The organism is uncultured Porticoccus sp., from assembly GCF_913061305.1.
Taxonomy (GTDB): domain Bacteria; phylum Pseudomonadota; class Gammaproteobacteria; order Pseudomonadales; family Porticoccaceae; genus Porticoccus.
In genome coordinates, this window is record NZ_CAJXST010000006.1 from 219,158 (window position 1) to 243,970 (window position 24,813).

The following is a 24,813-nucleotide window of genomic DNA, read 5'->3' on the forward strand; positions in this document are numbered from 1 at the left end:
CTTTTTAATATTTCAAAAATTAGCGCTGGTTTTTTGCGATGACTTCATCGGCAATATTGCGCGGCGCCTCGGCGTATTTGTTAAATTCCATAGCAAATGTAGCGCGGCCCTGGGTGGCTGAACGCAGGTCGGTTGCGTAACCAAACATCTCTGCCAGGGGAACCTCCACATTAATAACTTTTCCTGAAACACTTTCATCCATACCGAGAATAATGCCGCGCCGGCGGTTGAGGTCACCGACCACATCCCCCATATTTTCCTCGGGCGTAATAACCTCAACTTTCATGATAGGCTCAAGCAGAACAGCGCCGCCTTTTTGGGCAAGTTGCTTGGTCGCCATGGACGCAGCAATTTTATAGGCCATTTCAGACGAATCGACGTCGTGGTAAGACCCGTCATAGGCTGTTGCCTTCAAACCCAGCAGAGGATAACCAGCGAGCACGCCATTCTGCATCTGCTCCTCAATACCCTTCTGCACAGCAGGAATATACTCCTTGGGAACCACACCACCAACGACTTCATTGACGAATTCCAGCCCTTCGGCATTTTCGTCCTCACCCGGCTCGAACCTGATCCAGACGTGGCCGTACTGACCGCGACCGCCGGACTGACGCACAAACTTACCTTCAATTTCGCAGGTATTGCGAATCGCTTCGCGATAGGCAACTTGTGGCTTGCCGATATTGGCATCGACATTGAACTCGCGACGCATCCGGTCTACCAGGATATCCAAATGCAGCTCACCCATACCCGAGATAATGGTCTGACCTGTCTCTTCATCTGTTTTAACACGGAAAGAAGGATCTTCCTGAGCGAGCTTGCCCAATGCAATGCCCATCTTTTCCTGATCGGCTTTGGATTTTGGCTCTACGGCAACCGAGATTACCGGCTCCGGAAACTCCATGCGCTCGAGTGTAATGATATTGTTCAAATCACAGAGCGTATCACCTGTGGTCACATCTTTAAGGCCAATCGCCGCTGCAATATCACCCGCCAGCACCTGCTTGATCTCTTCGCGGTTATTGGCGTGCATTTGCACCATACGACCGATACGCTCTTTTTTGCTCTTGACCGGGTTTAAGACCGTATCACCTGAATTCAGTGTGCCGGAGTAAACACGGAAGAACGTCAAGGTACCCACAAAAGGGTCGGTGGCAATTTTAAACGCCAGCGCAGAGAAGGGTTCGTCGTCATCAGCCTTGCGCACTGCCACTGTTTCACCATCATCCAGAATACCTTCAATGGCCTTCACTTCCGTGGGCGCCGGCAAATATTCAACCACCGCATCCAGCACGGCCTGAACACCTTTGTTTTTGAAGGCTGAACCACCGAGAACCGGCACAATTTCGTTAGCCAGCGTACGGGCACGCAGACCTATCTTGATCTCTGCCTCGGTCAACGCTTCGCCTTCGAGGTATTTGTTCATCAACTCTTCATTGGCTTCGGCGGCGGCCTCAACCATAAACTCACGCATTTCCTGACACTGATCAACCATGTCTGCCGGAATTTCAGCATATTGAAAGGTCATACCCTGATCAGCTTCGTTCCAAAGCACTGCTTTCATTTTGATCAGATCGACCACGCCCTTGAAATTCTCTTCAGAGCCGATGGTCATCTGCAATGGCACAGCATTAGCGCCGAGACGCTGCTTCAATTGACGGACAACCATCATGTAGTCAGCGCCAGCACGATCCATCTTATTCACAAATACCATGCGCGGCACTTCGTACTTATTGGCCTGCCGCCAGACTGTTTCAGTCTGTGGCTGAACACCGGAAGAGCCACAGAGCACTACAACCGCACCATCCAGCACTCGCAGTGAACGCTCAACCTCAATCGTAAAGTCGACGTGGCCGGGTGTATCGATAACATTGATTCGGTGTTGATCGAACTGCTGATCCATCCCTTGCCAGAAAGTCGTGACGGCCGCTGAGGTGATCGTGATACCACGCTCCTGCTCCTGAGCCATCCAGTCAGTAGTGGCGGCACCATCATGCACTTCGCCCAACTTGTGTGACAGCCCCGTGTAGAACAACACACGCTCTGTCGTAGTCGTTTTACCAGCATCTACGTGCGCACAAATACCAATATTCCGGTAACGGGCAATGGGAGTCTTACGAGCCACAATTTTTCCCCAACAAACAATTAATCTTAAAAATTACAAAAGGTAGCTGTAAGCCAGCTACCCTTTTGCAAAACGAAAGCACGCCAACCGGGACTAGAACCGGAAGTGCGAGAACGCCTTGTTGGCTTCCGCCATACGGTGGACGTCTTCACGTTTCTTCACGGCGCCACCTTTGCTCTGGTAGGCATCGATTATCTCGCCAGCCAGACGCTGGGACATGGATTTCTCACCACGATTGCGGGCGTAGTCCACCATCCAGCGCATTGCCAGCGCAACCCGGCGGGATGGACGCACTTCAACAGGCACCTGGTAGGTTGCACCACCGACCCGGCGGGATTTCACCTCAACCATCGGCGCAATATTATCCAGCGCCGTTTCAAAAGCCGCGACAGGATCTTCCTTCAAACGGGTTTGAACCACCGTCAGCGCACCGTAAACGATGCGCTCGGCGACAGATTTTTTGCCACTTACCATAACGTGGTTCATGAACTTTGCCAGCGTTACATTACCGAATTTTGGATCAGGTAAAATTTCGCGTTTGGCGACAACTCTTCTTCTAGGCATAGTCTGCTCTTCTCTTCAGGGCTATCCGGGATTCACTGAGCGCTGACGCGCACCCGGCCTTACTCAGTTCTTCTTACCGACACACAGTTCGTCCGTTATTTCTTGGGACGCTTGGTACCATATTTGGAACGGCGCTGTTTGCGATTATTCACGCCAGCGGTATCCAGGCTGCCTCGCACGGTGTGGTAACGCACACCCGGCAAATCCTTAACACGACCACCACGAATCAGAACCACGCTGTGCTCTTGCAGATTATGCCCTTCGCCGCCAATGTAAGAACTGACTTCGTAACCGTTTGTCAGGCGAACCCGGCAAACTTTACGCAGCGCCGAGTTTGGTTTTTTTGGCGTAGTTGTATAAACGCGGGTACAGACACCACGACGCTGGGGACAAGCTTGCAATGCAGGAACGTCGCTCTTGGCAACTCTGCGTTTCCTCGGCTTACGAACCAACTGATTGATCGTTGCCATTCATTAACTCCAGATATAAAAACGCCTTCGCGCAGAAGGCTCCAATAAATAGATCCAGTTAGCTGGACCCCACTTTAGGGAGGCGGCATTCTAAAGACAGAGAACCTGCGAGTCAAGCGGCCCGTACGGGCCGCTTGCAAAGCAAATTTTATTCGTCGCTCGAATTCAGCGCCTCGCTTAATGCTGCTTCAATATCGCTGGCACTCACCGTCGTTTCACCAACAACTTCTCGGGCTTCGCGACGCTGTTTGTGATAAGTAAGACCCGTACCCGCTGGCACCAGACGCCCCACCACCACATTTTCCTTCAAGCCGCGCAGGAAATCGGCTTTACCGGTAACAGCGGCTTCGGTGAGAACTCGCGTTGTCTCCTGAAAGGAAGCGGCCGAAATAAAGCTTTCCGTCGCCAGTGAAGCTTTGGTTATGCCCAACAACAGGCGCTCAAACTTAGCCGGCGTTTTGCCGTCATTATAGAGCGCCTCATTCTCTTCGAGGACGCGGTTATACTCCACCTGCTCGCCTTTCACGAACGACGAGTCACCCATATCAGTAATTTCGACCTTGCGCAGCATCTGGCGAACAATGACCTCGATATGCTTGTCATTGATTTTTACACCCTGCAGACGGTAGACGTCCTGGATTTCATTGACGACATACTTCGCCAGTGAATCCACACCCTGCAGACGTAAAATATCGTGAGGGTTGGCGGGTCCGTCGGCTATCACCTCCCCTTTCTCGACATGCTCACCCTCGAACACACCCAGCTGGCGCCATTTGGGAATCAGCTCTTCGTAGAAGGGGCTTCCGTCAGGCAATGTCTGGCCATCCGTGGGGGTAATAACCAAACGGCGCTTACCCTTGGTTTCCTTGCCAAACGTAACGGTACCGGTTACCTCGGCGAGAATAGCGGGATCTTTCGGGCGGCGCGCTTCAAACAGATCCGCTACCCGGGGCAAACCACCAGTGATATCGCGGGTTTTCGATCCCTCCTGAGGGATCCGCGCGATAACATCACCCGCGCCGACCCGGCTGCCATTGCTGACACTGAGAAGGGCGTGGGTGGGCAGCATGTAGTGTGCTGGAACGGTCGAGCTGGGGAAGGTCATTTCCTTGCCCTTGTCATCCAGCATTGTCACCATCGGCTTGAGATCCTTACCTGCAGATGGGCGCTCATTGGGATCCAACACGGCAATATTGGAAAGGCCGGTCAGCTCATCTGTTTGCGTGCGGGTACTCAGCCCCTCCTCCATACCGGAGAACGCTATATGGCCTGCCACTTCTGTAATAATCGGGTGGGTGTGCGGGTCCCAATTGGCCACCACATCGCCCGCCTGAACCTTGGCACCTTCCTTCACATTGATCGTAGCGCCATAGGGCAATTTATAACGTTCGCGCTCGCGGCCGTTTTCATCCGCCAGAGCCAGTTCACCCGAGCGGGAGACGGCAACCAGCTCGCCGTTTTCACGCTCGACTACCTTGATATTAACAAGCCGCACAGTGCCGCTCATTTTTACCTGGATACTGTCTACAGCAGAGGCACGTGATGCCGCGCCGCCAATGTGGAAGGTCCGCATTGTCAACTGGGTACCCGGCTCACCGATGGACTGGGCCGCGATGACCCCGATGGCTTCTCCGGGGTTGACCATGTGGCCTCTGGCGAGATCGCGACCATAGCAGACGGAGCAAATACCAAAACGGGTTTCACAGGTAATCGGTGAGCGCACAACCAGCTCATCAATGCCCATTGCCTCAATGCGATCAACCCATTTCTCGTCAATCATAAGGCCAGCTTCTATGGCGATATCATTGGACCCGGCTTTCAACACATCCACTGCCACTACCCGACCCAATATACGGTCACCGAGCGACTCAATAATGTCACCGCCTTCAATGACCGGGGTCATCAACAGCCCTTCGCTGGTACCACAGTCATGCTCAACCACCACCAGATCCTGGGATACATCCACCAGACGCCGCGTCAGATAACCGGAGTTGGCCGTTTTCAGAGCGGTATCGGCAAGACCCTTCCGGGCACCGTGAGTAGAGATAAAGTACTGCAGGACGTTCAGCCCTTCGCGGAAGTTTGCAGTGATGGGTGTTTCAATGATCGAACCATCCGGACGAGCCATCAGGCCGCGCATACCAGCCAGCTGACGAATCTGGGCAGGAGAACCCCTCGCGCCGGAGTCGGCCATGATATAAACAGAGTTGAATGACTCCTGTTCCACCTCGACACCATCCCGGTTAATGACCGGCTCGGTGCTGATGACATCCATCATGGACTTGGCGACCTGGTCATTGGCTCGCGACCAGATATCAATCACCTTGTTATATTTTTCCCCCTGGGTCACCAGACCCGAGGAAAACTGACTTTCAATTTCCAATACTTCGGCATCGGCCCGGGCGATAATTTCACCCTTGGCTTCGGGAATAGTGAAATCATTAACCCCAATGGAAACCCCGGATTTGGTGGAGAAATCGAAACCGGTGTACATCAGCTGGTCGGCAAAAATGACGGTTGCCTTGAGGCCAACATCGCGATAGCAGCGGTTGATAATGCGGGAGATCGCCTTTTTGGTCATCGGCTGATTAACCAGATCGAAACTCAGACCTTCCGGAACGATACCCCAGAGCAGCGCACGACCGACTGTCGTGTCAGCAATGAAGGTACGCGCCAGGCGCTCACCTTCTTCACTGAAGGTAACTTCGTGGATACGCACTTTTACCTTTGCCTGCAAGTGCGCGTGCTTGCCGTAATAGACGCGCGAAACTTCCTGAAGGGTGCCAAACACCCGACCTTCGCCCTGCGCATTGACCCGCTCACGAGTCATATAATAGAGACCCAGCACGACATCCTGGGACGGCACAATAATCGGCTCACCGCTAGCGGGAGACAGGATATTGTTGGTGGACATCATCAGCGCCCTGGATTCCAGCTGTGCTTCCAGAGTCAGGGGAACATGGACCGCCATCTGGTCGCCGTCAAAATCGGCGTTGTAGGCCGCACAGACCAGCGGGTGCAACTGAATGGCTTTACCCTCAATCAGTACCGGCTCAAACGCCTGAATACCGAGACGGTGAAGCGTGGGTGCCCGGTTGAGCAATACGGGGTGTTCGCGGATCACATCATCAAGGATATCCCAAACTACCGATTCTTCCCGCTCGACCATTTTCTTGGCCGCTTTAATGGTGGTTGCCAGACCACGCAACTCCAGCTTCGAGAAGATAAAGGGCTTGAACAGCTCCAGCGCCATACGCTTTGGCAGGCCGCATTGATGCAGACGCAGGGTTGGACCAACAACAATCACCGAACGCCCGGAATAATCCACGCGCTTGCCCAGCAGGTTCTGACGGAAACGACCCTGCTTACCCTTGATCATATCCGCCAGCGATTTCAACGGACGCTTGTTTGAACCGGTGATGGCCCGACCGCGACGACCGTTATCCAGCAGGGCGTCGACAGCCTCCTGCAGCATGCGTTTTTCATTGCGCACGATGATATCAGGAGCATTCAGCTCCAGCAGGCGCTTCAAACGGTTGTTGCGGTTAATAACCCGGCGATACAGGTCATTGAGATCCGAGGTGGCAAAACGTCCACCGTCCAGAGGCACCAGAGGACGCAGGTCCGGCGGCAATACCGGCAGTGCCTCCATGACCATCCATTCCGGTTTATTGCCGGAGTGCAGGAAAGCTTCCAGCAATTTCAGCCGCTTGGACAGTTTCTTGATTTTTGTTTCGGAACGGGTATTGGGAATCTCCTCACGGATATCTGCAATTTCTTGCTCCAAATCGAGATCCTTCATCAGCTTCTGGATGCCCTCGGCACCCATCGTGGCTTCGAAGTCATCACCGAAATCTTCCATGGCCTGAAAGTATTCTTCATCGGTCAGCAGGTTGCCACGCTCAAGCGTCGTCATGCCCGGGTCGGTAACCACAAATGATTCGAAGTAGAGGACGCGCTCAATTTCACGCAGGGTCATATCCAGCATCAGACCAATGCGGGAAGGTAGCGATTTCAGGAACCAGATATGGGCCACCGGGCAGGCCAGCTCAATGTGACCCATACGATCCCGACGCACTTTGGCCAGAGTGACCTCGACACCACATTTTTCACAAACGATACCGCGGTGCTTCATGCGCTTATATTTACCGCAGAGACACTCGTAATCCTTTACCGGACCAAAAATTTTGGCGCAAAACAAACCTTCGCGCTCGGGCTTGAAGGTGCGGTAGTTAATAGTCTCCGGCTTTTTCACTTCGCCATATGACCAGGACCGGATCATGTCCGGTGATGCCAGGCCAATACGTATGGCGTCAAACTCGCCGGTTTGATCCTGTGACTTGAGCAGATTCAGTAAGTCTTTCAATGCCTTTCTCCAGTGGGTGCTAGCTTTGCGCGGCGGACATTAGGTCCGCCCCCAACCTAATAATGACCGTTACTCGTTTTCCAACTCGATGTTGATAGCAAGCGAGCGTATTTCCTTCACCAACACGTTGAAGGATTCCGGCATGCCGGGCTCCATGCTGTGATCGCCATCCACAATGTTTTTATACATTTTGGTACGACCATTCACATCATCGGACTTGACTGTGAGCATTTCCTGCAAGGTATAGGCTGCGCCATAGGCCTCGAGCGCCCACACTTCCATTTCACCAAAGCGTTGACCACCAAACTGGGCTTTACCGCCCAATGGCTGCTGGGTGACCAGACTGTAGGATCCCGTTGAACGGGCATGCATTTTGTCGTCTACCAGGTGATTCAGTTTCAGCATGTACATATAACCGACGGTTACAGGCCGCTCAAACTGATCACCGGAACGTCCGTCATAGAGCATCATTTGCCCGCTTTCCGGCAGATCGGCCAGGGCCAGCAGGGCCTTGATCTCTTCCTCCTGCGCGCCATCAAATACCGGCGTTGCCATCGGCACACCCTTGCGCAGGTTGTTGGCCAGCTCACCTATTTCCTTATCTGAAAGCGTATTCAACTCGACCGGACTGGTACCGAGACCCACGTCGTAGATCTGCTGCAGGAACTTGCGGACTTCGGCAGTTTTCTGCTGCGCCTGGATCATACGATCGATTTTCTCACCCAACCCCTTGGCAGCGAGCCCCATGTGAGTTTCAAGGATCTGGCCGACATTCATCCGTGACGGCACGCCAAGCGGATTCAAAACCACGTCGACCGGCACACCATTTTCATCAAAAGGCATATCTTCCACAGGCATGATCACGGAGATAACACCCTTGTTACCGTGGCGGCCAGCCATTTTATCGCCAGGCTGAATACGACGCTTGACGGCCAGATATACCTTGACGGTTTTCAGGACACCGGGAGCGAGATCATCACCACTTTGCAGCTTGTTCTTTTTATCCTGATAGCGCTCATCAAGGATTTTGCGGCGCTCGGTCAACAGCTCCTCTGCCCTGGCAATCTGTTCGTTCAGGGCGTCTTCGTTCATCCGCAACTTGAACCATTCCTCACTGGTGTAGACGGCCACAATCTCTTCAGTCAGCTTATCGCCTTTTTTGAGACCGGGGGCCTTAACCACGGGCTGCCCTACCAGGGCGGCACTCAACCGCTCAAAGGTGGCATTTTCCATAATGCGGTATTCATCATTCAGGTCCTGACGGAACTGATCCAGTGCAGCCTTCTCGATTTGCAGGGAACGCTGATCCTTTTCCAGCCCGTCGCGGGTGAATACCTGCACATCAATCACTGTACCCTTGGTGCTTGAGGGAACCCGCAGGGAGGTGTCTTTCACATCAGAGGCTTTTTCACCAAAGATGGCACGAAGCAGCTTTTCCTCAGGTGTCAGCTGGGTTTCGCCCTTCGGCGTGACCTTGCCCACCAGAATGTCGCCGGCCGAAACCTCGGCACCAATGTAGACAATCCCGGACTCGTCGAGACGGGACAGTGCCGACTCACCGACATTGGGGATGTCCGCAGTAATCTCTTCTGCGCCGAGCTTGGTGTCGCGTGCAGTACAGGTCAGCTCCTGAATATGAATAGTGGTAAAGCGGTCTTCCTGAACCACCCGCTCTGAAATCAGAATCGAGTCTTCAAAGTTGTAGCCATTCCAGGGCATGAAGGCGATACGCATATTCTGGCCCAGTGCCAGTTCACCCATATCCACAGAGGGGCCATCGGCGAGGATATCGCCGCGAGCGATAATATCGCCCTGGCTGACAATCGGCCTTTGGTTGATACAGGTATTCTGGTTGGAGCGGGTGTATTTGGTGAGGTTGTAAATATCAACACCGGCATCACCGGATTCAACCTCATCGTCATTGACGCGCACAACAATCCGGCTGGCGTCAACGTTCTCGATGACACCACCGCGACGACCGACCACACAGACACCGGAATCCGATGCCACATGGCGCTCAAAACCGGTTCCCACCAGCGGCTTTTCAACCACCAGCGTCGGCACTGCCTGACGCTGCATATTGGAACCCATCAATGCGCGGTTGGCATCGTCGTGCTCCAGGAAGGGAATCAGCGCCGCAGCAACCGATACCACCTGCTGGGGGGACACATCCATATAGTGAACATCTTCCGGCGGCTTAACCGAAAATTCACCAATATGACGAACATTGACAAGCTCATCGTTGAGCTCGCCCTTCTCATTGACGGAGGCGGAGGCCTGGGCGATAACAAAATTGGATTCGTTAATCGCCGACAGGTATTCGATCTGATCAGTTACCTTGCGGTCAATCACCTTCCGGTACGGCGTCTCGAGAAAGCCGTAACTGTTGGTACGAGCATAGGCCGCCAGTGAGTTGATCAAACCAATGTTTGGACCCTCGGGCGTCTCAATGGGACACACACGACCATAATGCGTGGGGTGTACGTCACGAACTTCAAAACCGGCGCGCTCCCGGGTCAGACCGCCTGGGCCCAACGCCGACACACGACGTTTGTGGGTGACCTCTGACAACGGGTTGTTCTGGTCCATAAACTGGGACAGCTGGCTGGAGCCAAAAAATTCTTTCATGGCTGCCGCAACCGGTTTGGCGTTGACCAGATCCTGGGGCATCAGCCCTTCGGATTCCGCTACAGAGAGGCGCTCTTTGACCGCACGTTCGACACGAACCAGGCCTATGCGGAACTGGTTCTCGGCCATCTCGCCCACGGAACGAATCCGGCGGTTACCCAGGTGATCGATATCATCCACTACACCTTTACCATTGCGAATGTCGATCAGAACCTTCATCACGTCGACAATATCTTCGCGGCTCAGGGTGCCTTCACCTACTTCCTCTTCGCGGCCGAGGCGACGGTTAAACTTCATCCGGCCGACACCGGACAGATCGTAACGCTCCAGACTGAAAAACAGATTATTGAACAGGTTTTCAGCAGATTCCTTGGTCGGCGGTTCGCCGGGACGCATCATCCGGTAAATCTCTACCAACGCTTCAAGCTGGGTACGGCTACTGTCGCTGCGCAAGGTATCAGAAACAAAGGGGCCGCAATCCAGATCATTCGTATAAATCGTCTCAACCGACTTCAGCCCGGCTTCGCGCAACTTGTCGAGGGCTTCCTGGGTAATTTCAGTATTACACTCAAGCAGCAACTCGCCGGTGTTTGGATCCACCAGATCCTTTGCCAGAGGACGACCGTAAAGGTAGTCAGTGGGCACTTCAAGCTTGCTGACGTTCTCTTTTTCCAGTTCACGAATATGGCGCGCCGTGATTCGACGCCCCTCTTCCACAATAACCTTGCCGCCCTTGCCCTTGATATCAAACGCGGCGATATCGCCCCGCAGACGGGAGGGAACCAGATCCAGTGAGTAACTGCCGTCTTTAGCCAGATTAAATGTACTGGTTTCAAAAAACATGCCCAGCATTTCTTCTGAGCTGAACCCCAGCGCACGCAACAGGATTGTTGCCGGCAATTTACGGCGCCGGTCAATACGCACAAACACCAGGTCTTTCGGATCGAACTCGAAATCCAGCCAGGAACCGCGGTAGGGAATAATCCGCGCGGAATACAACAGCTTGCCGGAAGAGTGGGTTTTACCCTTGTCGTGATCGAAAAACACACCTGGCGAACGGTGTAGCTGGGAAACAATAACCCGCTCGGTACCATTGATAATAAAGGTACCGTTATCCGTCATCAGGGGGATTTCCCCCATATAAACTTCCTGCTCTTTAATGTCCTTGATTGCCTTGTTGGCAGATTCCTTGTCATAAATAACCAGACGCACACGAACTCTGAGCGGCACAGCGAAGGTAACACTGCGCAACTTGCATTCCTCTTCATCGAAGGATGGTTTGCCCAAGGTGTAGTCAACATACTCGAGACTCGCATTACCTGAGTAGCTCACAATCGGGAAGACAGAATTAAATGCAGCATGCAGACCGGCGTCCATCCGTTGCTCAACGGGAACGCCTTTCTGTGTAAAATTTCGGTAGGAGTCGAGCTGAATCGCAAGAAGGAAAGGCAGGTCCATTACCTGTGGCAATTTGCCAAAATCCTTGCGAATACGTTTTTTCTCAGTGTACGAGTAAGCCATCATATTCCCCAGCACGTTCACTTGGTCCAATCGACCATCCAGCATTGCCCGGCTTTGCAGCCGTCCGGCCCTTTAACAAAAAGGCCTTGTAGATCCCGCTTTAAGCATCTGCCATAAGCAGGAAAAGGCCGGCGGGCGAAATCGCCCACCAGCCTGCGCCTGATGCATTATCAGACAACCAGCGCGTCAAACCCGTCGAACTTACTTAAGTTCGACAGTTGCGCCAGCCTCTTCCAGTTCTTTCTTGGCTGCTTCCGCATCCGCCTTGGAAGCACCTTCCTTAATAGCGGAGGGCGCACCGTCAACCAGGTCTTTGGCTTCTTTCAGCCCCAGACCAGTCAGGCTACGAACAACCTTGATCACGTTGACTTTCTTCTCGCCTGCAGCGTTCAGAATAACGTCAAACTCGGTTTTTTCCTCAACTTCTGCAGCAGCAGCGGCAGCCGGTGCAGCAGCAACTGAAACAGCAGCAGCGGCAGATACACCAAATTTTTCTTCCATAGCTGATACGAGTTCCACAACGTCCATGACGCTCATTTCAGCAATTGCGTTCAAAATGTCATCTTTTGATAGAGCCATGACTCAATCTCCTGATAAAAAGTAAATTAAAGTAAACGATGTCGCCGATTAAGCAGCTTCCTGCTTTTGATCGCGAACAGCCGCTACAACACGTGTCACTTTGGTGGGGACTTCGTTGAACGTGCGAGCCAGCTTGGTAACTGGAGCAATCATTACGCTGACCAGCATTCCCAGAGCTTGCTCACGGGTCGGCAGGGTAGCCAAAACGTCAACTTGTTCCTTACTCAACAGTTGTCCACTGACGGACAGTGCCTTGATCTCAAATTTGTCGTTGGTTTTGGCAAATTCCTTGAACAGGCGAGCGGCAGCACCCGGATCCTCCATAGAGAAGCCGAACAGTGACGGACCGGTCAACACATCAGTCACGCATTCAAAATCCGTACCCTGAAATGCACGCTTCGCAAGTGTGTTGCGAATGACACGCAGGTCGATATTTTGTTCGCGAGCCTTCGCGCGGAGCTCAGTCATGTTCGTCACGTTGACGCCGCGAGCGTCAGCGATTACCAGTGACAATGCATTGCCAGCAGTCTCGTTAACTAGAGCGACAATCGCTTTTTTGTTTTCGAGATTCAATGCCACGAGATTATCTCCTGGATTTAATAGATCACCCCCCGAGGGAGCTTTCTACTGGTTTAAGCATCAATAAAACCGCTATCGATACCGTTTCGGTGATCAAATCCAGCCAAAATATACTGAACCGGGTCACACCGTCTGCGTAGGCGTTTTTTTCAACGGCGGTTACAGGAACCTGAAAATCACATTAGACCCCGAGGGGCACCTACGGTCTTTGACGGCCCGGGCGCGTACAACAAAGCTCGCCACCCAGACCCCAAAGTTATTCGGGGGCAGCACCCTGCCCCCGCCATCAAGCCTCCAGGGAGGCCTGATCTATAATCAATCCTGGCCCCATAGTGCTGGAGATTGTTACCTTCTTGACATAAATACCCTTGGCAGAAGCCGGCTTTATCTTTTTCAGATCGGTAATCAATGCTTCCAGGTTCTGCTTCAGCGCACCGGCCTCAAAAGACAAGCTGCCAATGCCACCATGAATAATGCCGTTTTTGTCAGCACGGAAACGTACCTGTCCGGCCTTGGCATTTTTAACTGCAGTCACGACATCGGGAGTCACTGTGCCGGTTTTTGGGTTAGGCATCAGGCCGCGGGGACCGAGTACCTGGCCGAGCTGACCAACCACACGCATTGCCGCAGGGTCTGCAATCACAACATCAAAATCCATATTGCCGGCTTTGATCTGATCAGCCAGGTCTTCCATTCCGACCAGATCGGCCCCGGCAGCCTTGGCCGCTTCGGCAGAATCACCTTGCGCAAATACAGCGACACGTACGGTCTTGCCCGTACCATTAGGCAGGGTGGTGGCACCGCGCACGGCCTGATCGGATTTACGGGGATCAATACCCAGATTCACAGCCACATCTACGGTTTCAGTAAATTTGACGCTGGAGAATTCTTTCAGCAAGGCAACGGCTTCACTGATCGGATACGGTTTACCAACTTGTACTTTTTCCTGGATCGCACGAACACGCTTGGACGGCTTAGCCATTTACACACCCTCCACATCAAGACCCATTGCACGGGCGGAGCCGGCAATGGTACGAACGGCAGCATCCATATCAGCTGCGGTGAGATCGGCCATTTTGGTATTGGCAATCTCTTCCAACTGTGTACGCGTCACCTTGCCCACTTTGACTGTATTGGGCCGACCGCTACCACTTTTGATGCCGGCGGCTTTTTTCAGCAGAAATGAAGCTGGCGGGGTTTTCATGGTGAACGTGAAGCTGCGGTCACTATAGACAGTAATCACAACAGGCACCGGGGCACCCGGCTCCATTCCCTGGGTCTGGGCATTGAATGCCTTACAGAACTCCATAATGTTAACGCCGCGCTGACCCAGCGCAGGACCTACCGGTGGACTGGGATTAGCTTGTCCAGCGGCTACCTGAAGCTTGATGTAAGCATCAATTTTCTTTGCCATCTTGGTTTCTCCTCTGATGGGTATTAACGCCTCAGGATTTTGACATCCGTCTCCGGCTCCCCGTCACCACCCCCCATGGGCAGCGACAATACAATTATTGCCTCAGGCTTTTTCTACCTGGGTAAATTCCAGCTCAACAGGCGTGGAACGACCAAAAATCGATACCGACACCCTCAGGCGACTCTTGTCGTAGTTAACTTCTTCAACAACACCGTTGAAATCGTTAAATGGCCCGTCAGTTACCCTGACAACCTCACCGGCTTCAAACACGGTTTTTGGTCTCGGCTTGTCTTCCGAGTCCTGCACGCGCTGCAGGATCATCTCTGCCTCTTTGTCCGTAATCGGTGCGGGCTTGTCTGCCTTGCCACCGATGAAACCCATAACTCTGGGCGTTTCTTTCACCAGGTGCCAGGTATCATCACCGAGCTCCATCTGCACCAGCACATATCCCGGGAAAAACTTTCGTTCACTTTTGCGTTTTTGACCGCCCCTGATCTCCACCACCTCTTCAGTGGGAACCAGGATTTCACCAAAACGATCTTCCATACCATACAGAGCCACACGCTCTCTCAGAGCAGCGGCGACTTTCTTTTCGTAGCCTGAATAGGCGTGAACGACATACCAGCGCATCTGAACCTCTTAGCCAATGACCATTGTGGCGAGCCAACCGAATAGTGTGTCGAGGCCCCAAAGAATCAGCGACATCACGAGCACCACCACAACCACCATCAGGGTTGTTTGATTACGCTCCTGCCGTGTTGGCCAGACTACCCGACGCGCTTCCGTGTAAGCACCGCGCAGCAGGGTAATAAAACCGTCACCTTTACGGGTTTGCAGTGCAACAAAACCAGCCACCAGGGCTACCGCCAATATCGCTATAACCCGATATAACAGCGACTCTGCTGCAAAATAATAGTTGCCGTAGATAGCGGCACTGACCAGCAACACAACAAGCAGCCATTTGAGGCCATCTAATCGATACTGCTTTTCTTCCGTTGCCGAACTCATTCTCGGATAGCACCCCTACTGACCGGGCCCGCCTTTTGCAGAGGGCACACAGGTTTAAGATTGGCAGGCCAGGAGGGACTCGAACCCCCAACAGCCGGTTTTGGAGACCGGTGCTCTACCAATTGAACTACTGGCCTGTCGCGTAACCTTAAAACAAAACTAACTTGACCATGGGACCGAAACTGCAAAAACGCACTTCAACCACAGGGTTCATTCAAAAACGTACATCATTACTCAATAATTTTAGCGACCACGCCGGCACCGACCGTGCGACCACCTTCACGAATCGCAAAGCGCAGGCCATCTTCCATCGCAATCGGCGCAATCAGCGTCACTGTCATCTGGATGTTGTCGCCCGGCATAACCATCTCCACGCCCTCAGGCAGCTCACAGGCGCCTGTCACGTCCGTGGTACGGAAGTAGAACTGGGGGCGGTAGCCCTTGAAGAACGGCGTGTGACGCCCTCCCTCGTCCTTGGACAGCACGTAAACTTCGGCTTCAAACTTGGTGTGCGGCTTGATGCTGCCGGGCTTACACAAAACCTGACCGCGCTCCACGTCATCGCGCTTGGTTCCGCGAAGCAGAACACCAACGTTCTCACCAGCACGACCTTCGTCCAGCAGCTTCCGGAACATCTCAACACCGGTACAGACCGTCTTGGTGGTATCCCGGATACCCACAATCTCGATCTCTTCGCCCACCTTGACAACACCGCGCTCAACGCGCCCGGTCACTACCGTACCGCGTCCAGAGATCGAAAATACGTCTTCGATCGGCATCAGGAACGGCTGGTCAATCGCACGCTCGGGCTCAGGAATATAGGCATCCAGGGCTTCCACCAGCTTGCGAACCGCCGTGGTACCCAGCTCGTTGTCGTCTTCACCGTTCAGCGCCATCAGGGCTGAACCGGCAATAATAGGCGTGTCGTCTCCCGGGAAGTCGTAGGTATCCAGCAGCTCACGGAGCTCCATTTCAACCAGCTCGATCATCTCGTTATATTCTTCAGAGCCAACACCACCGCAATCTTCAGCCAGCAGGTCTGCCTTGTTCAGGAATACCACAACGTAGGGGACACCCACCTGGCGGGACAGCAGGATATGCTCCCGGGTTTGCGGCATCGGGCCATCAGTGGCACCACAGACCAGGATCGCACCATCCATCTGCGCAGCACCGGTGATCATGTTTTTTACATAGTCGGCGTGGCCCGGACAGTCAACATGTGCGTAGTGGCGGCTCGGAGAATCGTATTCAACGTGGGACGTCGCAATGGTGATACCGCGGGCTTTTTCTTCCGGCGCGTTATCAATACCATCAAACGCTACTACGCTGCCGCCCCAGGTCTCTGAACAGACGCGCGTCAGCGCAGCCGTCAGGGTCGTTTTACCGTGGTCAACGTGACCAATCGTGCCAACGTTTACGTGGGGCTTGTTACGTTCAAACTTTGCTTTTGACATGACGAGCACTCCTCGTTAAAACTGGCACCTGAAACAAAAACACCACGGAGTATACCCGGGGAGAAAAACTGGAGCTCATAACCGGATTTGAACCGGTGACCTCTTCCTTACCAAGGAAGTGCTCTACCGACTGAGCTATATGAGCAAAAACACACTTAGACAGGCATTGGAGCGGGTAGCGGGAATCGAACCCGCATCATCAGCTTGGAAGGCTGAGGTTCTACCACTGAACTATACCCGCTACGCTTACAACACTCCGTCAAATAATAAAGTGTCGATTGACTGCTCAATCGACACCAACCCCGTCAGGGGGTAATTACCTTATTCACATTTGCTCGAGAAGATAGACCATTTAACCCTTTAAACACTATCCGTCTTCTTATGCCACCCTAGCTTATTTCTCAACAGTGATTACTTGCCTGCCGAGACACAGCGCTATTCGCGCTCCTGGGTAAGGCATATCAGGCACGTCAATCGATTGTGCCTGCCCTAAAAATCTGGTGCAGGGGGGTGGATTCGAACCACCGAAGCTTTCGCGTCAGATTTACAGTCTGATCCCTTTGGCCGCTCGGGAACCCCTGCGAAAAAGGCTGGACATTGTCCATGCCACCAGTTTGGCTGTCAAACAGATCGCCTAAACTGAACTAATTGGAGCTGGCGAGAGGAGTCGAACCCCCGACCGGCTGATTACAAGTCAGCTGCTCTACCAACTGAGCTACGCCAGCTCTATAAAAACCCCGCTATTAAATCGGGAGCGCGATTCTAGTGAAAGTTGACACTATAATCAACCATTGCCGCAATCTGGACGACTGTTTTCCACTTTTAAACCTGTCGTCACAGAAGCGGCCCCTCTTGCTGGGGATCTAAAATCGCCTTATTCAACCAAGTCCGAACCCACGCAAGCCCCATTGACAACCTGTCGTCCAGTATTTTCACCCTGCCGATCAAGGACATCTATCAGCTCTTTCGGTATCCGCTGGTCCGGGTACTGACGCAGCTGCAACCAAAGTTCCTCGCGCGTGCTGGCACGGGGAACGATCACCACGGGGTACCCCTGATCTGCCAGCGCCCGCCGATAGTGCTCCATATTGCTTTTATCACTGAATACCCCGAGGGTGATCCCATTCCTGTATTCACCTTCGGCAATCAGAAAACTATCAATCTCTTTGCTTCGCAAGTCTTTTAGCATCTTGCTGGCTTCCGCTTGAGAGCCGAGAGGCGGGATAATCAACCAATAACCCTCGCTTATTGTGGTGGTTCGCCAAACAAGCTCTTCACCAAAACGGTAGGGTGACAGCTGCTGATGGAGTTCCCGGGGATTGATATCGACCAGGGGACCGATAAGCAGGCAACGAGGGGGTTCTCCGCCATTATCGAGCGACAGGACACCAATAGCGGCGCCTGCATGGGTATTATCCAGAACCGGCTGCTGTTCAGGTGCCCCTTCAGTCGTAGCAGGCACCTCCCCCACCAACAGGAGCGAGGCATGTTTGTCACGCTCTTGATGCGCCGATCCGGTTTGCACGCCATCAAACTGGCCCGCACGAAAGGCGGCCGCGCTATAGAACCAATAGCCCGCCACGAGGTTGATTAAAATCAAAACAAAAAACAGCCAGCGCACTGGTCAATGCCTATGGAAACATGACGTCGAGACCGTCCAACACCAAATCGCGAACATAAATGCAACCTCCATCCAGTGCGCCTATCAATACCGGGCCGTCGCCGCCAGTGACGATAACTTTTACAGGCTGTGTATTTGCCTGCAACGTTGCCCTGGATGCTTCAATCATCGTCTTGATCATCAAATATGCGCCGTGACCTATCGCTTCACCAGTTGTTTTCCCCGGGGAACAATCCGTAGTCGAATCAGGCTCGAGCCGAATATTACTGGTTCCCAGATTAAGCGATTGATAGATCAGCGCAAACCCGGGCACGATGTAACCGCCGAGATGACGTCCTTGCCCATCGAGCAAATCCACCGTGATAGCAGTACCCGCATCCACGACGACACAGGCACCCTTAAACCGATCTCGCGCAGCCAATAGCGCCAGCCAGCGATCGACCCCCATGGAGGAAGGCTCAAGATAACCGCAGTGCACACCTGCGGCCTCACGGGTGGTTCTGGCCTGCTGCAACTGACTGCCCCACTGGACTGCCTGCTTCGCAAGCTCCTCGGTGATAGCCCTGCTGCCCACACTGGAAAGACGAATTCGAGTGGGAGGCCCCTCTGCCTCAACAGCCTTCAGCAGGCTTTTGATGTCTGTGACCGGCGGCCTGTAATCAGGCGCCCCATTCTTGATGACTCGCCATTTGATCCGGCTATTTCCAGCATCAATGTCGACAATCATTCTGCGCTCCTGACACTGATTTCTCCACCGCTGAAAAGCTTGATCTCGTCGCCAACCTCAAGTTTCAACGCCCCGCTCTCGTCCACGCCCCTGGCAACACCCTGAATCGTTTTATTCATCAGCAGCAGGCTGACCTTTCTGTCGGCATTGATATCGGATTGCAGCCATTCTTCACGATAGGGTTCAAATCCAGTCTCGTGAAAATTTGCCAGCAAGGCGATCATTTCTTCAATGATGGCAACCGCCAACTCATTTCGACTTACCGGCTTCCCTGATATTGAGCGGATGTCGGTCCACGGCTGATCGATAAGTTTACCGTTTTTATCGGGCATACCCAGATTGACACCGACCCCGATAATCACTTGGCAGAAGCCGGAGGGGTCGCCCAGAACCTCCAACAAAATACCGCCCACCTTTTTGTTTTCCAGGAATAAATCGTTCGGCCACTTGAACATCAGCCCGTCGACACCACAGAACTGGATCGCACGCCTTACGGCCACGCCAACCGCAAGACTCAGACCTTCGAGTACCTGCACACCACCGTCAAACCCCCAACCCAAAGAGAGATAAATGTTCCTGCCAAAGGGGCTGACCCACTGCCTCCCCCGCCGTCCACGACCTGCTGTTTGCTGTTCGGCAAGCACGATCAGACCGGTGGCATCACCCCGCTCAGCTGCATGCCGAACCAGATCATTGGTTGAGGACACAGACGACTCAATTCGCAATTCCTTGATAAGCGACCCGGAAGTCTGCGAAAGACTGTGGATCAGTGTATTTTTATCGAATAATTCCAGCTCTGTCATAAGACAGTAGCCGCAACCTCGGTGGGATTTAACATCAAGGCCCATTTGCTCGATTTTCTGTATTTGTTTCCAGACCGCCGCTCTTGAAATACCCAGCAGCCTGCCAAGTTCCTCACCCGAGTGAAAATGGCCATCACAAAGTATTTTCAGCAAACTATTCATGTGCGCCCATCAAACTCCGAGATTACGCCAGATAAACCGCACACCTATGATCAGCAATAACAATGCAAAACTGCGACGAAGAATCTCACCGGGCAGTCGGTGCGCGAGCCGCGCACCGACTCTCGCGAATATCGTACTGGCGACAATGATTCCAAAAAATGCCGGGAGATAAATAAACCCGACTGCCCCGTCCGGCAGATCCGGTTCACCAACACCCTGCCACCAGTATGTCAGCGCCCCACTAATCGCAATGGGCAGCCCGCAGGCAGCAGAGGTAGCCACGGCATTTTTCATCGGCACTCGCACCCAGGTTAAATACGGGACCGTCAGCGAGCCTCCACCTATCCCGAACAGGCTTGCGACAAAACCGACCACTGTGCCCACCATGCTCTGCCCTGCTCGACCCGGCATATTGGAACCACCGGAAGGACTGAGCGCAAATGCCATTTTCAATGCTACGAGACAAAGAAAGATACCGAAGGCAAGTTGCAGTGCTGTGCCAGAAATACTGACCGCAAAAACAGCACCCAGTGCAGCGCCAATACAAATACCGGGCGTCAACCACCCGGCAAGCGACCACAGGATGGCACCGTGTTTGTGGTGGGAGGAGATGGAACTCACCGACGTCACCACGATGGTGGCCAGCGATGTGCCTATAGCCAGATGCGTCAGCACCGCCTGAGGCATACCCTGGGCTGTGAACGTGAAAATAAGAATAGGAACGATAACAACACCGCCCCCCAGACCAAACAGCCCACTGATCAGACCTGCGGCGGCACCGAGACAAAGGTACAACAGGTAAATATCCACGCCAACTCCTGCATATCAGACTGCTCAGCATTATGCCCGAAATAAAAAATGAGAGAGACAAACATTAATATGAATAAGTTAGCAGTTATACACGACCGGTTTTCAGGAGACTTTTTTGAGAAGGGCTAGATAAAAACCCTTTTTTACTGCAGGAAAAGGCCTAACCGCAAAAGCGTTTTCACTTTTGAGTTCCAGCTGCAAGTGCACGTGCAATCCAGTGGTTTAAACCTGGCCTGGGATGCTCTCTGAATCATTCGGGAATTGTTCGCGCAAAACCTCTTCCAAAGGCGCGGGGCGGGCAAGTTCATAGCCCTGGGCATAGTCGACACCAATCTCTATAAGAATGTCCAGAATAGCCTTGCTCTCAACGTACTCCGCCACCGTTTGGAACCCCAAGGCATGCGCCAGATCATTGATCATCTTGACCATCGTGTAACTGGCCTTATCCTTGGCTATGTCTTTGACCATTGAGCCATCTATTTTCAACATATCGATGGGCAAGGATTTCAGGTAAGGAAACGATGAAAAACCACTGCCAAAATCATCCAAAACAACTTGTGCACCTGTTGCTCGTATGGACGTCATGAAATAGCAGGCTTCGGCAATATTCCTAATGGTGGCGGTTTCAGTGATTTCAAACTTGATTTTTCCAGGGGCTATAGATTCATTCTCAAGTTCGGCAATAATGAAATCGAGCAGCGATCGATCAGCAATAGACGCACCTGACAGATTGATACTAAACCCACCGATTTGTTGAATTCGTTCCGGGTTACACTTGATCCAGTCGAAGACCTTGTTAATCACATAACGATCCAGTCTTGCAGATTGATTGAACCGCTCGACAGAAGGTAGGAAACGGGCAGGTGAAATTATTTCACCCGTTACGGCATCAGAGAGCCGAATCAATACCTCGAAATGACAGACCTCCCTTTTTCTTTTTCCCGAATACCGTTTTAACGGGACAATAGGCTGTAGATAAATCCTGAATAGATCATCAGCCAATGCGGCATTAATCTTCGGCACCCAGTCAACTTCAGTTCTGTGCCGGGATACACCTTGAGTGCCTTCATGATAAAAATGGATTCTGTTTTTTCCCTGCTCTTTTGCGCTATAACATGCCACGTCAACCTGTTTGAGCAACTCTGTTGAATCATGTTCGTGTCCAGATACTTCCACAATACCGATGCTGGCACCAACCACATAGGACTTATCATCCCAGACAAACTCCAACTTCTGTATGCTATTTAATATATTGGACACTATTTTGTCTGCATGCCTCGAGTCGCAGTCAAATAGAATCAGACCGAATTCATCTCCACCCAGGCGGGCTGCAACGTCGTTGGCACGGATTCCCTCCTTCAAAACTTTTCCTATACCCTTGAGCAACAGGTCTCCTGCCAAGTGCCCACTGGTGTCGTTCAAGACCTTGAAATGATCAAGGTCTATGAAACATAACGAGTGAACGGATCCATTTTGTTTGGCTGCGTATACAGCCTGATCAAGTTTTAATTCAAATGCCTTGCGGTTCGTGAGGCCTGTTAAGTGGTCATGCGATGCTTCGTATTTTAACTGCTTGGTTAGTGCCCTGGCTTTTGAAATATCTTCCTGTATACCCACGTAATTAATAATACAGCCGTCTTGGTCTTTAATTGGAAATATCTGACTTCTTGCCCAGTAAGTACTACCGTCTTTCCTCGAATTTTCTAATTCACCCTGCCACTGATCACCGACCCCAATTTTACTCCACAACGAGTTGTAGGTTTTTTTAGGTGTATTGCCCGAGCTGTTGATATTCATTTTTTGACCGATAAGCTCTTCCTGAATATAACCACTCATTTCACAGTATCGCGGATTTACGTATTCAATCCTGGTTTCCCTGTCTGTTATTACAACCGCATTTGGACTGGACTCTACCACTGCAGACAGTTTACTCAGGCTTTCCTGATTACTGAGTATTTCAATTTCCGGGGCAGCTCGAAGGGCGATGATCCTCAGGAGATGCCGTGTCAGCTCTCCTTCGGGGGGATCTATTGGAGCATCGTAAAGTACGTTGATCAGGCCAAGAACCTCGCCCGAAGATGAATACAGGCAGACACCAACGTACGCATGAGCGCCCCCATCCTGTTCCGCCAGCAACGGGTTGTTCGGATATGCCTGCTGAAGCTGATCAAGAATTAGATGGTCATCGTTTTTAATCGTCGCACTGCAAGGCGTGCCAGCTAGCGGGTAACAAATGCCATCAACGTGTTGGCCATTGGACAGAAAACTAATGGTCTGGATAGCATCTTTAGTGGCAGTCAGTTTCCCAATTGTAATCCACTGGGCTTTCAAATCCCGAGCAAGTAGAAGAGCCAATGAATCGAAGAAATCCTGTCGAGTCTTTGAGAAGCTTTCCTTCATAACGTTTATCAGCGCTCTTCGACCAACCGTCTCCGAGGTAACGTCACGTATGGTTGCGATTGTGATATTCCCTTCTGGCCCTATTATCGGACTCAGAAATACTTCGACATATATTTTCTCGCCCATTCTATTGAACAGGGAGTATTGCCTGCGGGATTTCCCCATGGGGCCGGGAGAAGGTTTTTTTATAAATATTTCTCTGAAGCGGCTGTATAGTTGACGCAGACTTGAAGGTAGCAGGTCTTCAACAGTCATTTTAAGAAATTCGTTTCGATGATAACCGAATAATTCCTGAGCTTTCTTATTCACCTGTACGATTTTGCCATTTTCTTTAATGGCTATCATTGGATCGTGAAGAACTGCCAAAAAAGAAAGTATCGATTCTGAATGTTCAGGTTTGTGGTTCTCATAAAAGCTATCCACCGTCCCACTCCCATAATCAAACAGAATAAAAATGACTGCACTGCAGACTTGAAAAAATTTTAATTATATTGACGCATATTTTTAAGCATATAAAACGTCTTAAATGAAGATATATTGTTAATTTAATGTGTGCAATAGCGGGCTAAAATAACTTTACCAAACCGACAAATTAAACTGAAATTAATCTATGCCAACCCCATTAGTTAATTGCATTCAGGCCATAGTCCAAAGATTATTGGGTCTTTGCGCTACGCGGTAAAAACGGAACATAATTACCCCACCACCCGCCCCTCTCAGCTTCGCCATGCCATCGGCCGATAGAGGACAGAAACATACAAACACCATCTTCTGACGAGTGAGAAGTGCCGCGTTTTGGCACAAGCCCAACCGTTTTCATACCGGTTTAACAGCGGGCAAAAAAGTAGCTATTACAGTTAGTCGAGAATAAGGGCACCAGGGAGGCATCAACTGGTGCTGTTTGCACCCAGGCCACCGGCCTCACCAACCCGACTAGATTAAAAATAAAAAAAGGCCCAACCGAATTAACGATTGGGCCTTGGGATAGAACCTGACGATGACCTACTCTCACATGGGGAGACCCCACACTACCATCGGCGCTAAGCGGTTTCACTTCTGAGTTCGGGAAGGGATCAGGTGGTTCACGCTTGCTATTGTCGTCAGGAAAACTGGCTAGAGTACAAAGCGGTCACAGCAGCCAAACATGGCCAACAGGACAACTATTGCGTTGCACTCAAATTAAGTCGATAAAAATGTTAAAGCAGCGAGTGATTCTTGGGACACATGTCCGTAATGCAATCATTTCTATTATATGGTCAAGCCTCACGGGCAATTAGTACTGGTTAGCTCAACGCTTCGCAGCGCTTCCACACCCAGCCTATCAACGTCGTAGTCTTCAACGGCCCTTTAGGGGACTCAAGGTCCCAGGGAGATCTAATCTTGGAAGGGGCTTCCCGCTTAGATGCTTTCAGCGGTTATCCTGTCCGAACGTAGCTACCGGGCAATGCCACTGGCGTGACAACCCGAACACCAGAGGTTCGTCCACTCCGGTCCTCTCGTACTAGGAGCAGCTTTCCTCAAATCTCCAACGCCCACGGCAGATAGGGACCGAACTGTCTCACGACGTTCTAAACCCAGCTCG

17 protein-coding genes, 5 tRNA genes and 2 rRNA genes are annotated in these 24,813 nt (G+C 52.0%); all 24 read right to left on the reverse strand.

Features of this window, described 5'->3' with window-relative positions; translation table 11 throughout:
* Window positions 1-19 precede the first annotated feature (19 nt).
* On the reverse strand, window positions 20-2,125 hold the full coding sequence (gene fusA, locus QZ516_RS09440; protein ID WP_297188761.1) for an elongation factor G: 2,106 nt from the start codon (window positions 2,123-2,125) through the stop codon (window positions 20-22).
* Between the two features lie 93 nt (window positions 2,126-2,218).
* Complete coding sequence (gene rpsG / locus QZ516_RS09445) at window positions 2,219-2,689, reverse strand: 30S ribosomal protein S7 (RefSeq protein ID WP_297188763.1); 471 nt, start codon at window positions 2,687-2,689, stop codon at window positions 2,219-2,221.
* A 95-nt stretch (window positions 2,690-2,784) separates the two neighbouring features.
* The gene (rpsL, locus tag QZ516_RS09450) at window positions 2,785-3,159 is read right to left on the reverse strand and encodes a 30S ribosomal protein S12 (RefSeq protein ID WP_036858677.1); all 375 of its coding nucleotides are present in this window, start codon (window positions 3,157-3,159) and stop codon (window positions 2,785-2,787) included.
* 148 nt (window positions 3,160-3,307) lie between these two features.
* A complete protein-coding gene (rpoC, locus tag QZ516_RS09455) occupies window positions 3,308-7,525 on the reverse strand; it encodes a DNA-directed RNA polymerase subunit beta' (RefSeq protein WP_297188765.1) in 4,218 nt (1,405 codons plus the stop codon).
* Window positions 7,526-7,594: 69 nt separating this feature from the next.
* Complete coding sequence (rpoB, locus tag QZ516_RS09460) at window positions 7,595-11,674, reverse strand: DNA-directed RNA polymerase subunit beta (RefSeq protein WP_297188797.1); 4,080 nt, start codon at window positions 11,672-11,674, stop codon at window positions 7,595-7,597.
* A 201-nt stretch (window positions 11,675-11,875) separates the two neighbouring features.
* On the reverse strand, window positions 11,876-12,253 hold the full coding sequence (gene rplL / locus QZ516_RS09465) for a 50S ribosomal protein L7/L12 (RefSeq protein WP_297188767.1): 378 nt from the start codon (window positions 12,251-12,253) through the stop codon (window positions 11,876-11,878).
* A gap of 48 nt (window positions 12,254-12,301) precedes the next feature.
* Window positions 12,302-12,832: a 50S ribosomal protein L10 gene (gene rplJ / locus QZ516_RS09470; RefSeq protein WP_036858680.1), complete on the reverse strand. Its 531-nt coding sequence runs from the start codon at window positions 12,830-12,832 to the stop codon at window positions 12,302-12,304.
* 286 nt (window positions 12,833-13,118) lie between these two features.
* Entirely contained in the window at window positions 13,119-13,814 is a 696-nt protein-coding gene (gene rplA / locus QZ516_RS09475; RefSeq protein ID WP_297188769.1) for a 50S ribosomal protein L1, read from the reverse strand.
* Window positions 13,815-14,246: a 50S ribosomal protein L11 gene (gene rplK / locus QZ516_RS09480; RefSeq protein ID WP_297188771.1), complete on the reverse strand. Its 432-nt coding sequence runs from the start codon at window positions 14,244-14,246 to the stop codon at window positions 13,815-13,817.
* 102 nt (window positions 14,247-14,348) lie between these two features.
* Entirely contained in the window at window positions 14,349-14,876 is a 528-nt protein-coding gene (gene nusG, locus QZ516_RS09485; protein WP_036858683.1) for a transcription termination/antitermination protein NusG, read from the reverse strand.
* 9 nt (window positions 14,877-14,885) lie between these two features.
* The gene (gene secE / locus QZ516_RS09490) at window positions 14,886-15,254 is read right to left on the reverse strand and encodes a preprotein translocase subunit SecE (protein WP_297188774.1); all 369 of its coding nucleotides are present in this window, start codon (window positions 15,252-15,254) and stop codon (window positions 14,886-14,888) included.
* Window positions 15,255-15,315: 61 nt separating this feature from the next.
* Window positions 15,316-15,391, reverse strand: a tRNA-Trp gene (locus QZ516_RS09495).
* 93 nt (window positions 15,392-15,484) lie between these two features.
* Entirely contained in the window at window positions 15,485-16,708 is a 1,224-nt protein-coding gene (gene tuf, locus QZ516_RS09500; RefSeq protein ID WP_297188775.1) for an elongation factor Tu, read from the reverse strand.
* 69 nt (window positions 16,709-16,777) lie between these two features.
* Window positions 16,778-16,853 (reverse strand) — tRNA-Thr (locus QZ516_RS09505).
* Between the two features lie 22 nt (window positions 16,854-16,875).
* A tRNA-Gly gene (locus QZ516_RS09510) sits at window positions 16,876-16,949 on the reverse strand.
* 257 nt (window positions 16,950-17,206) lie between these two features.
* Window positions 17,207-17,290, reverse strand: a tRNA-Tyr gene (locus QZ516_RS09515).
* Between the two features lie 67 nt (window positions 17,291-17,357).
* A tRNA-Thr gene (locus QZ516_RS09520) sits at window positions 17,358-17,433 on the reverse strand.
* Window positions 17,434-17,582: 149 nt separating this feature from the next.
* A complete protein-coding gene (locus QZ516_RS09525) occupies window positions 17,583-18,329 on the reverse strand; it encodes an SPOR domain-containing protein (RefSeq protein ID WP_297188777.1) in 747 nt (248 codons plus the stop codon).
* Between the two features lie 10 nt (window positions 18,330-18,339).
* Entirely contained in the window at window positions 18,340-19,056 is a 717-nt protein-coding gene (locus QZ516_RS09530) for a type III pantothenate kinase (RefSeq protein ID WP_297188779.1), read from the reverse strand.
* Window positions 19,053-20,021, reverse strand: coding sequence for a bifunctional biotin--[acetyl-CoA-carboxylase] ligase/biotin operon repressor BirA (birA, locus tag QZ516_RS09535; RefSeq protein ID WP_297188781.1), 969 nt, complete (start codon window positions 20,019-20,021; stop codon window positions 19,053-19,055). The genes QZ516_RS09530 and birA overlap by 4 nt, the downstream gene beginning before the upstream one ends.
* 9 nt (window positions 20,022-20,030) lie before the next feature.
* Window positions 20,031-20,831, reverse strand: coding sequence for a sulfite exporter TauE/SafE family protein (locus QZ516_RS09540; RefSeq protein ID WP_297188783.1), 801 nt, complete (start codon window positions 20,829-20,831; stop codon window positions 20,031-20,033).
* A 222-nt stretch (window positions 20,832-21,053) separates the two neighbouring features.
* Entirely contained in the window at window positions 21,054-23,654 is a 2,601-nt protein-coding gene (locus tag QZ516_RS09545; RefSeq protein ID WP_297188785.1) for an EAL domain-containing protein, read from the reverse strand.
* A 566-nt stretch (window positions 23,655-24,220) separates the two neighbouring features.
* Window positions 24,221-24,336: ribosomal RNA gene (gene rrf / locus QZ516_RS09550) — 5S ribosomal RNA — on the reverse strand.
* Window positions 24,337-24,483: 147 nt separating this feature from the next.
* A 23S ribosomal RNA gene (locus tag QZ516_RS09555) occupies window positions 24,484-24,813 on the reverse strand; the annotation flags it as partial.

Bases quoted from the DNA above. Each gene is read 5' to 3' on its own strand.
- secE (WP_297188774.1), bottom strand. From the start codon at position 15,254: ATGAGTTCGGCAACGGAAGAAAAGCAGTATCGATTAGATGGCCTCAAA.
- rpsL (WP_036858677.1), bottom strand. From the start codon at position 3,159: ATGGCAACGATCAATCAGTTGGTTCGTAAGCCGAGGAAACGCAGAGTT.
- rpsG (WP_297188763.1), bottom strand. From the start codon at position 2,689: ATGCCTAGAAGAAGAGTTGTCGCCAAACGCGAAATTTTACCTGATCCA.
- rpoB (WP_297188797.1), bottom strand. From the start codon at position 11,674: ATGGCTTACTCGTACACTGAGAAAAAACGTATTCGCAAGGATTTTGGC.
- QZ516_RS09530 (WP_297188779.1), bottom strand. From the start codon at position 19,056: ATGATTGTCGACATTGATGCTGGAAATAGCCGGATCAAATGGCGAGTC.
- rplA (WP_297188769.1), bottom strand. From the start codon at position 13,814: ATGGCTAAGCCGTCCAAGCGTGTTCGTGCGATCCAGGAAAAAGTACAA.
- tuf (WP_297188775.1), bottom strand. From the start codon at position 16,708: ATGTCAAAAGCAAAGTTTGAACGTAACAAGCCCCACGTAAACGTTGGC.
- nusG (WP_036858683.1), bottom strand. From the start codon at position 14,876: ATGCGCTGGTATGTCGTTCACGCCTATTCAGGCTACGAAAAGAAAGTC.
- birA (WP_297188781.1), bottom strand. From the start codon at position 20,021: ATGAATAGTTTGCTGAAAATACTTTGTGATGGCCATTTTCACTCGGGT.
- rplL (WP_297188767.1), bottom strand. From the start codon at position 12,253: ATGGCTCTATCAAAAGATGACATTTTGAACGCAATTGCTGAAATGAGC.
- rplK (WP_297188771.1), bottom strand. From the start codon at position 14,246: ATGGCAAAGAAAATTGATGCTTACATCAAGCTTCAGGTAGCCGCTGGA.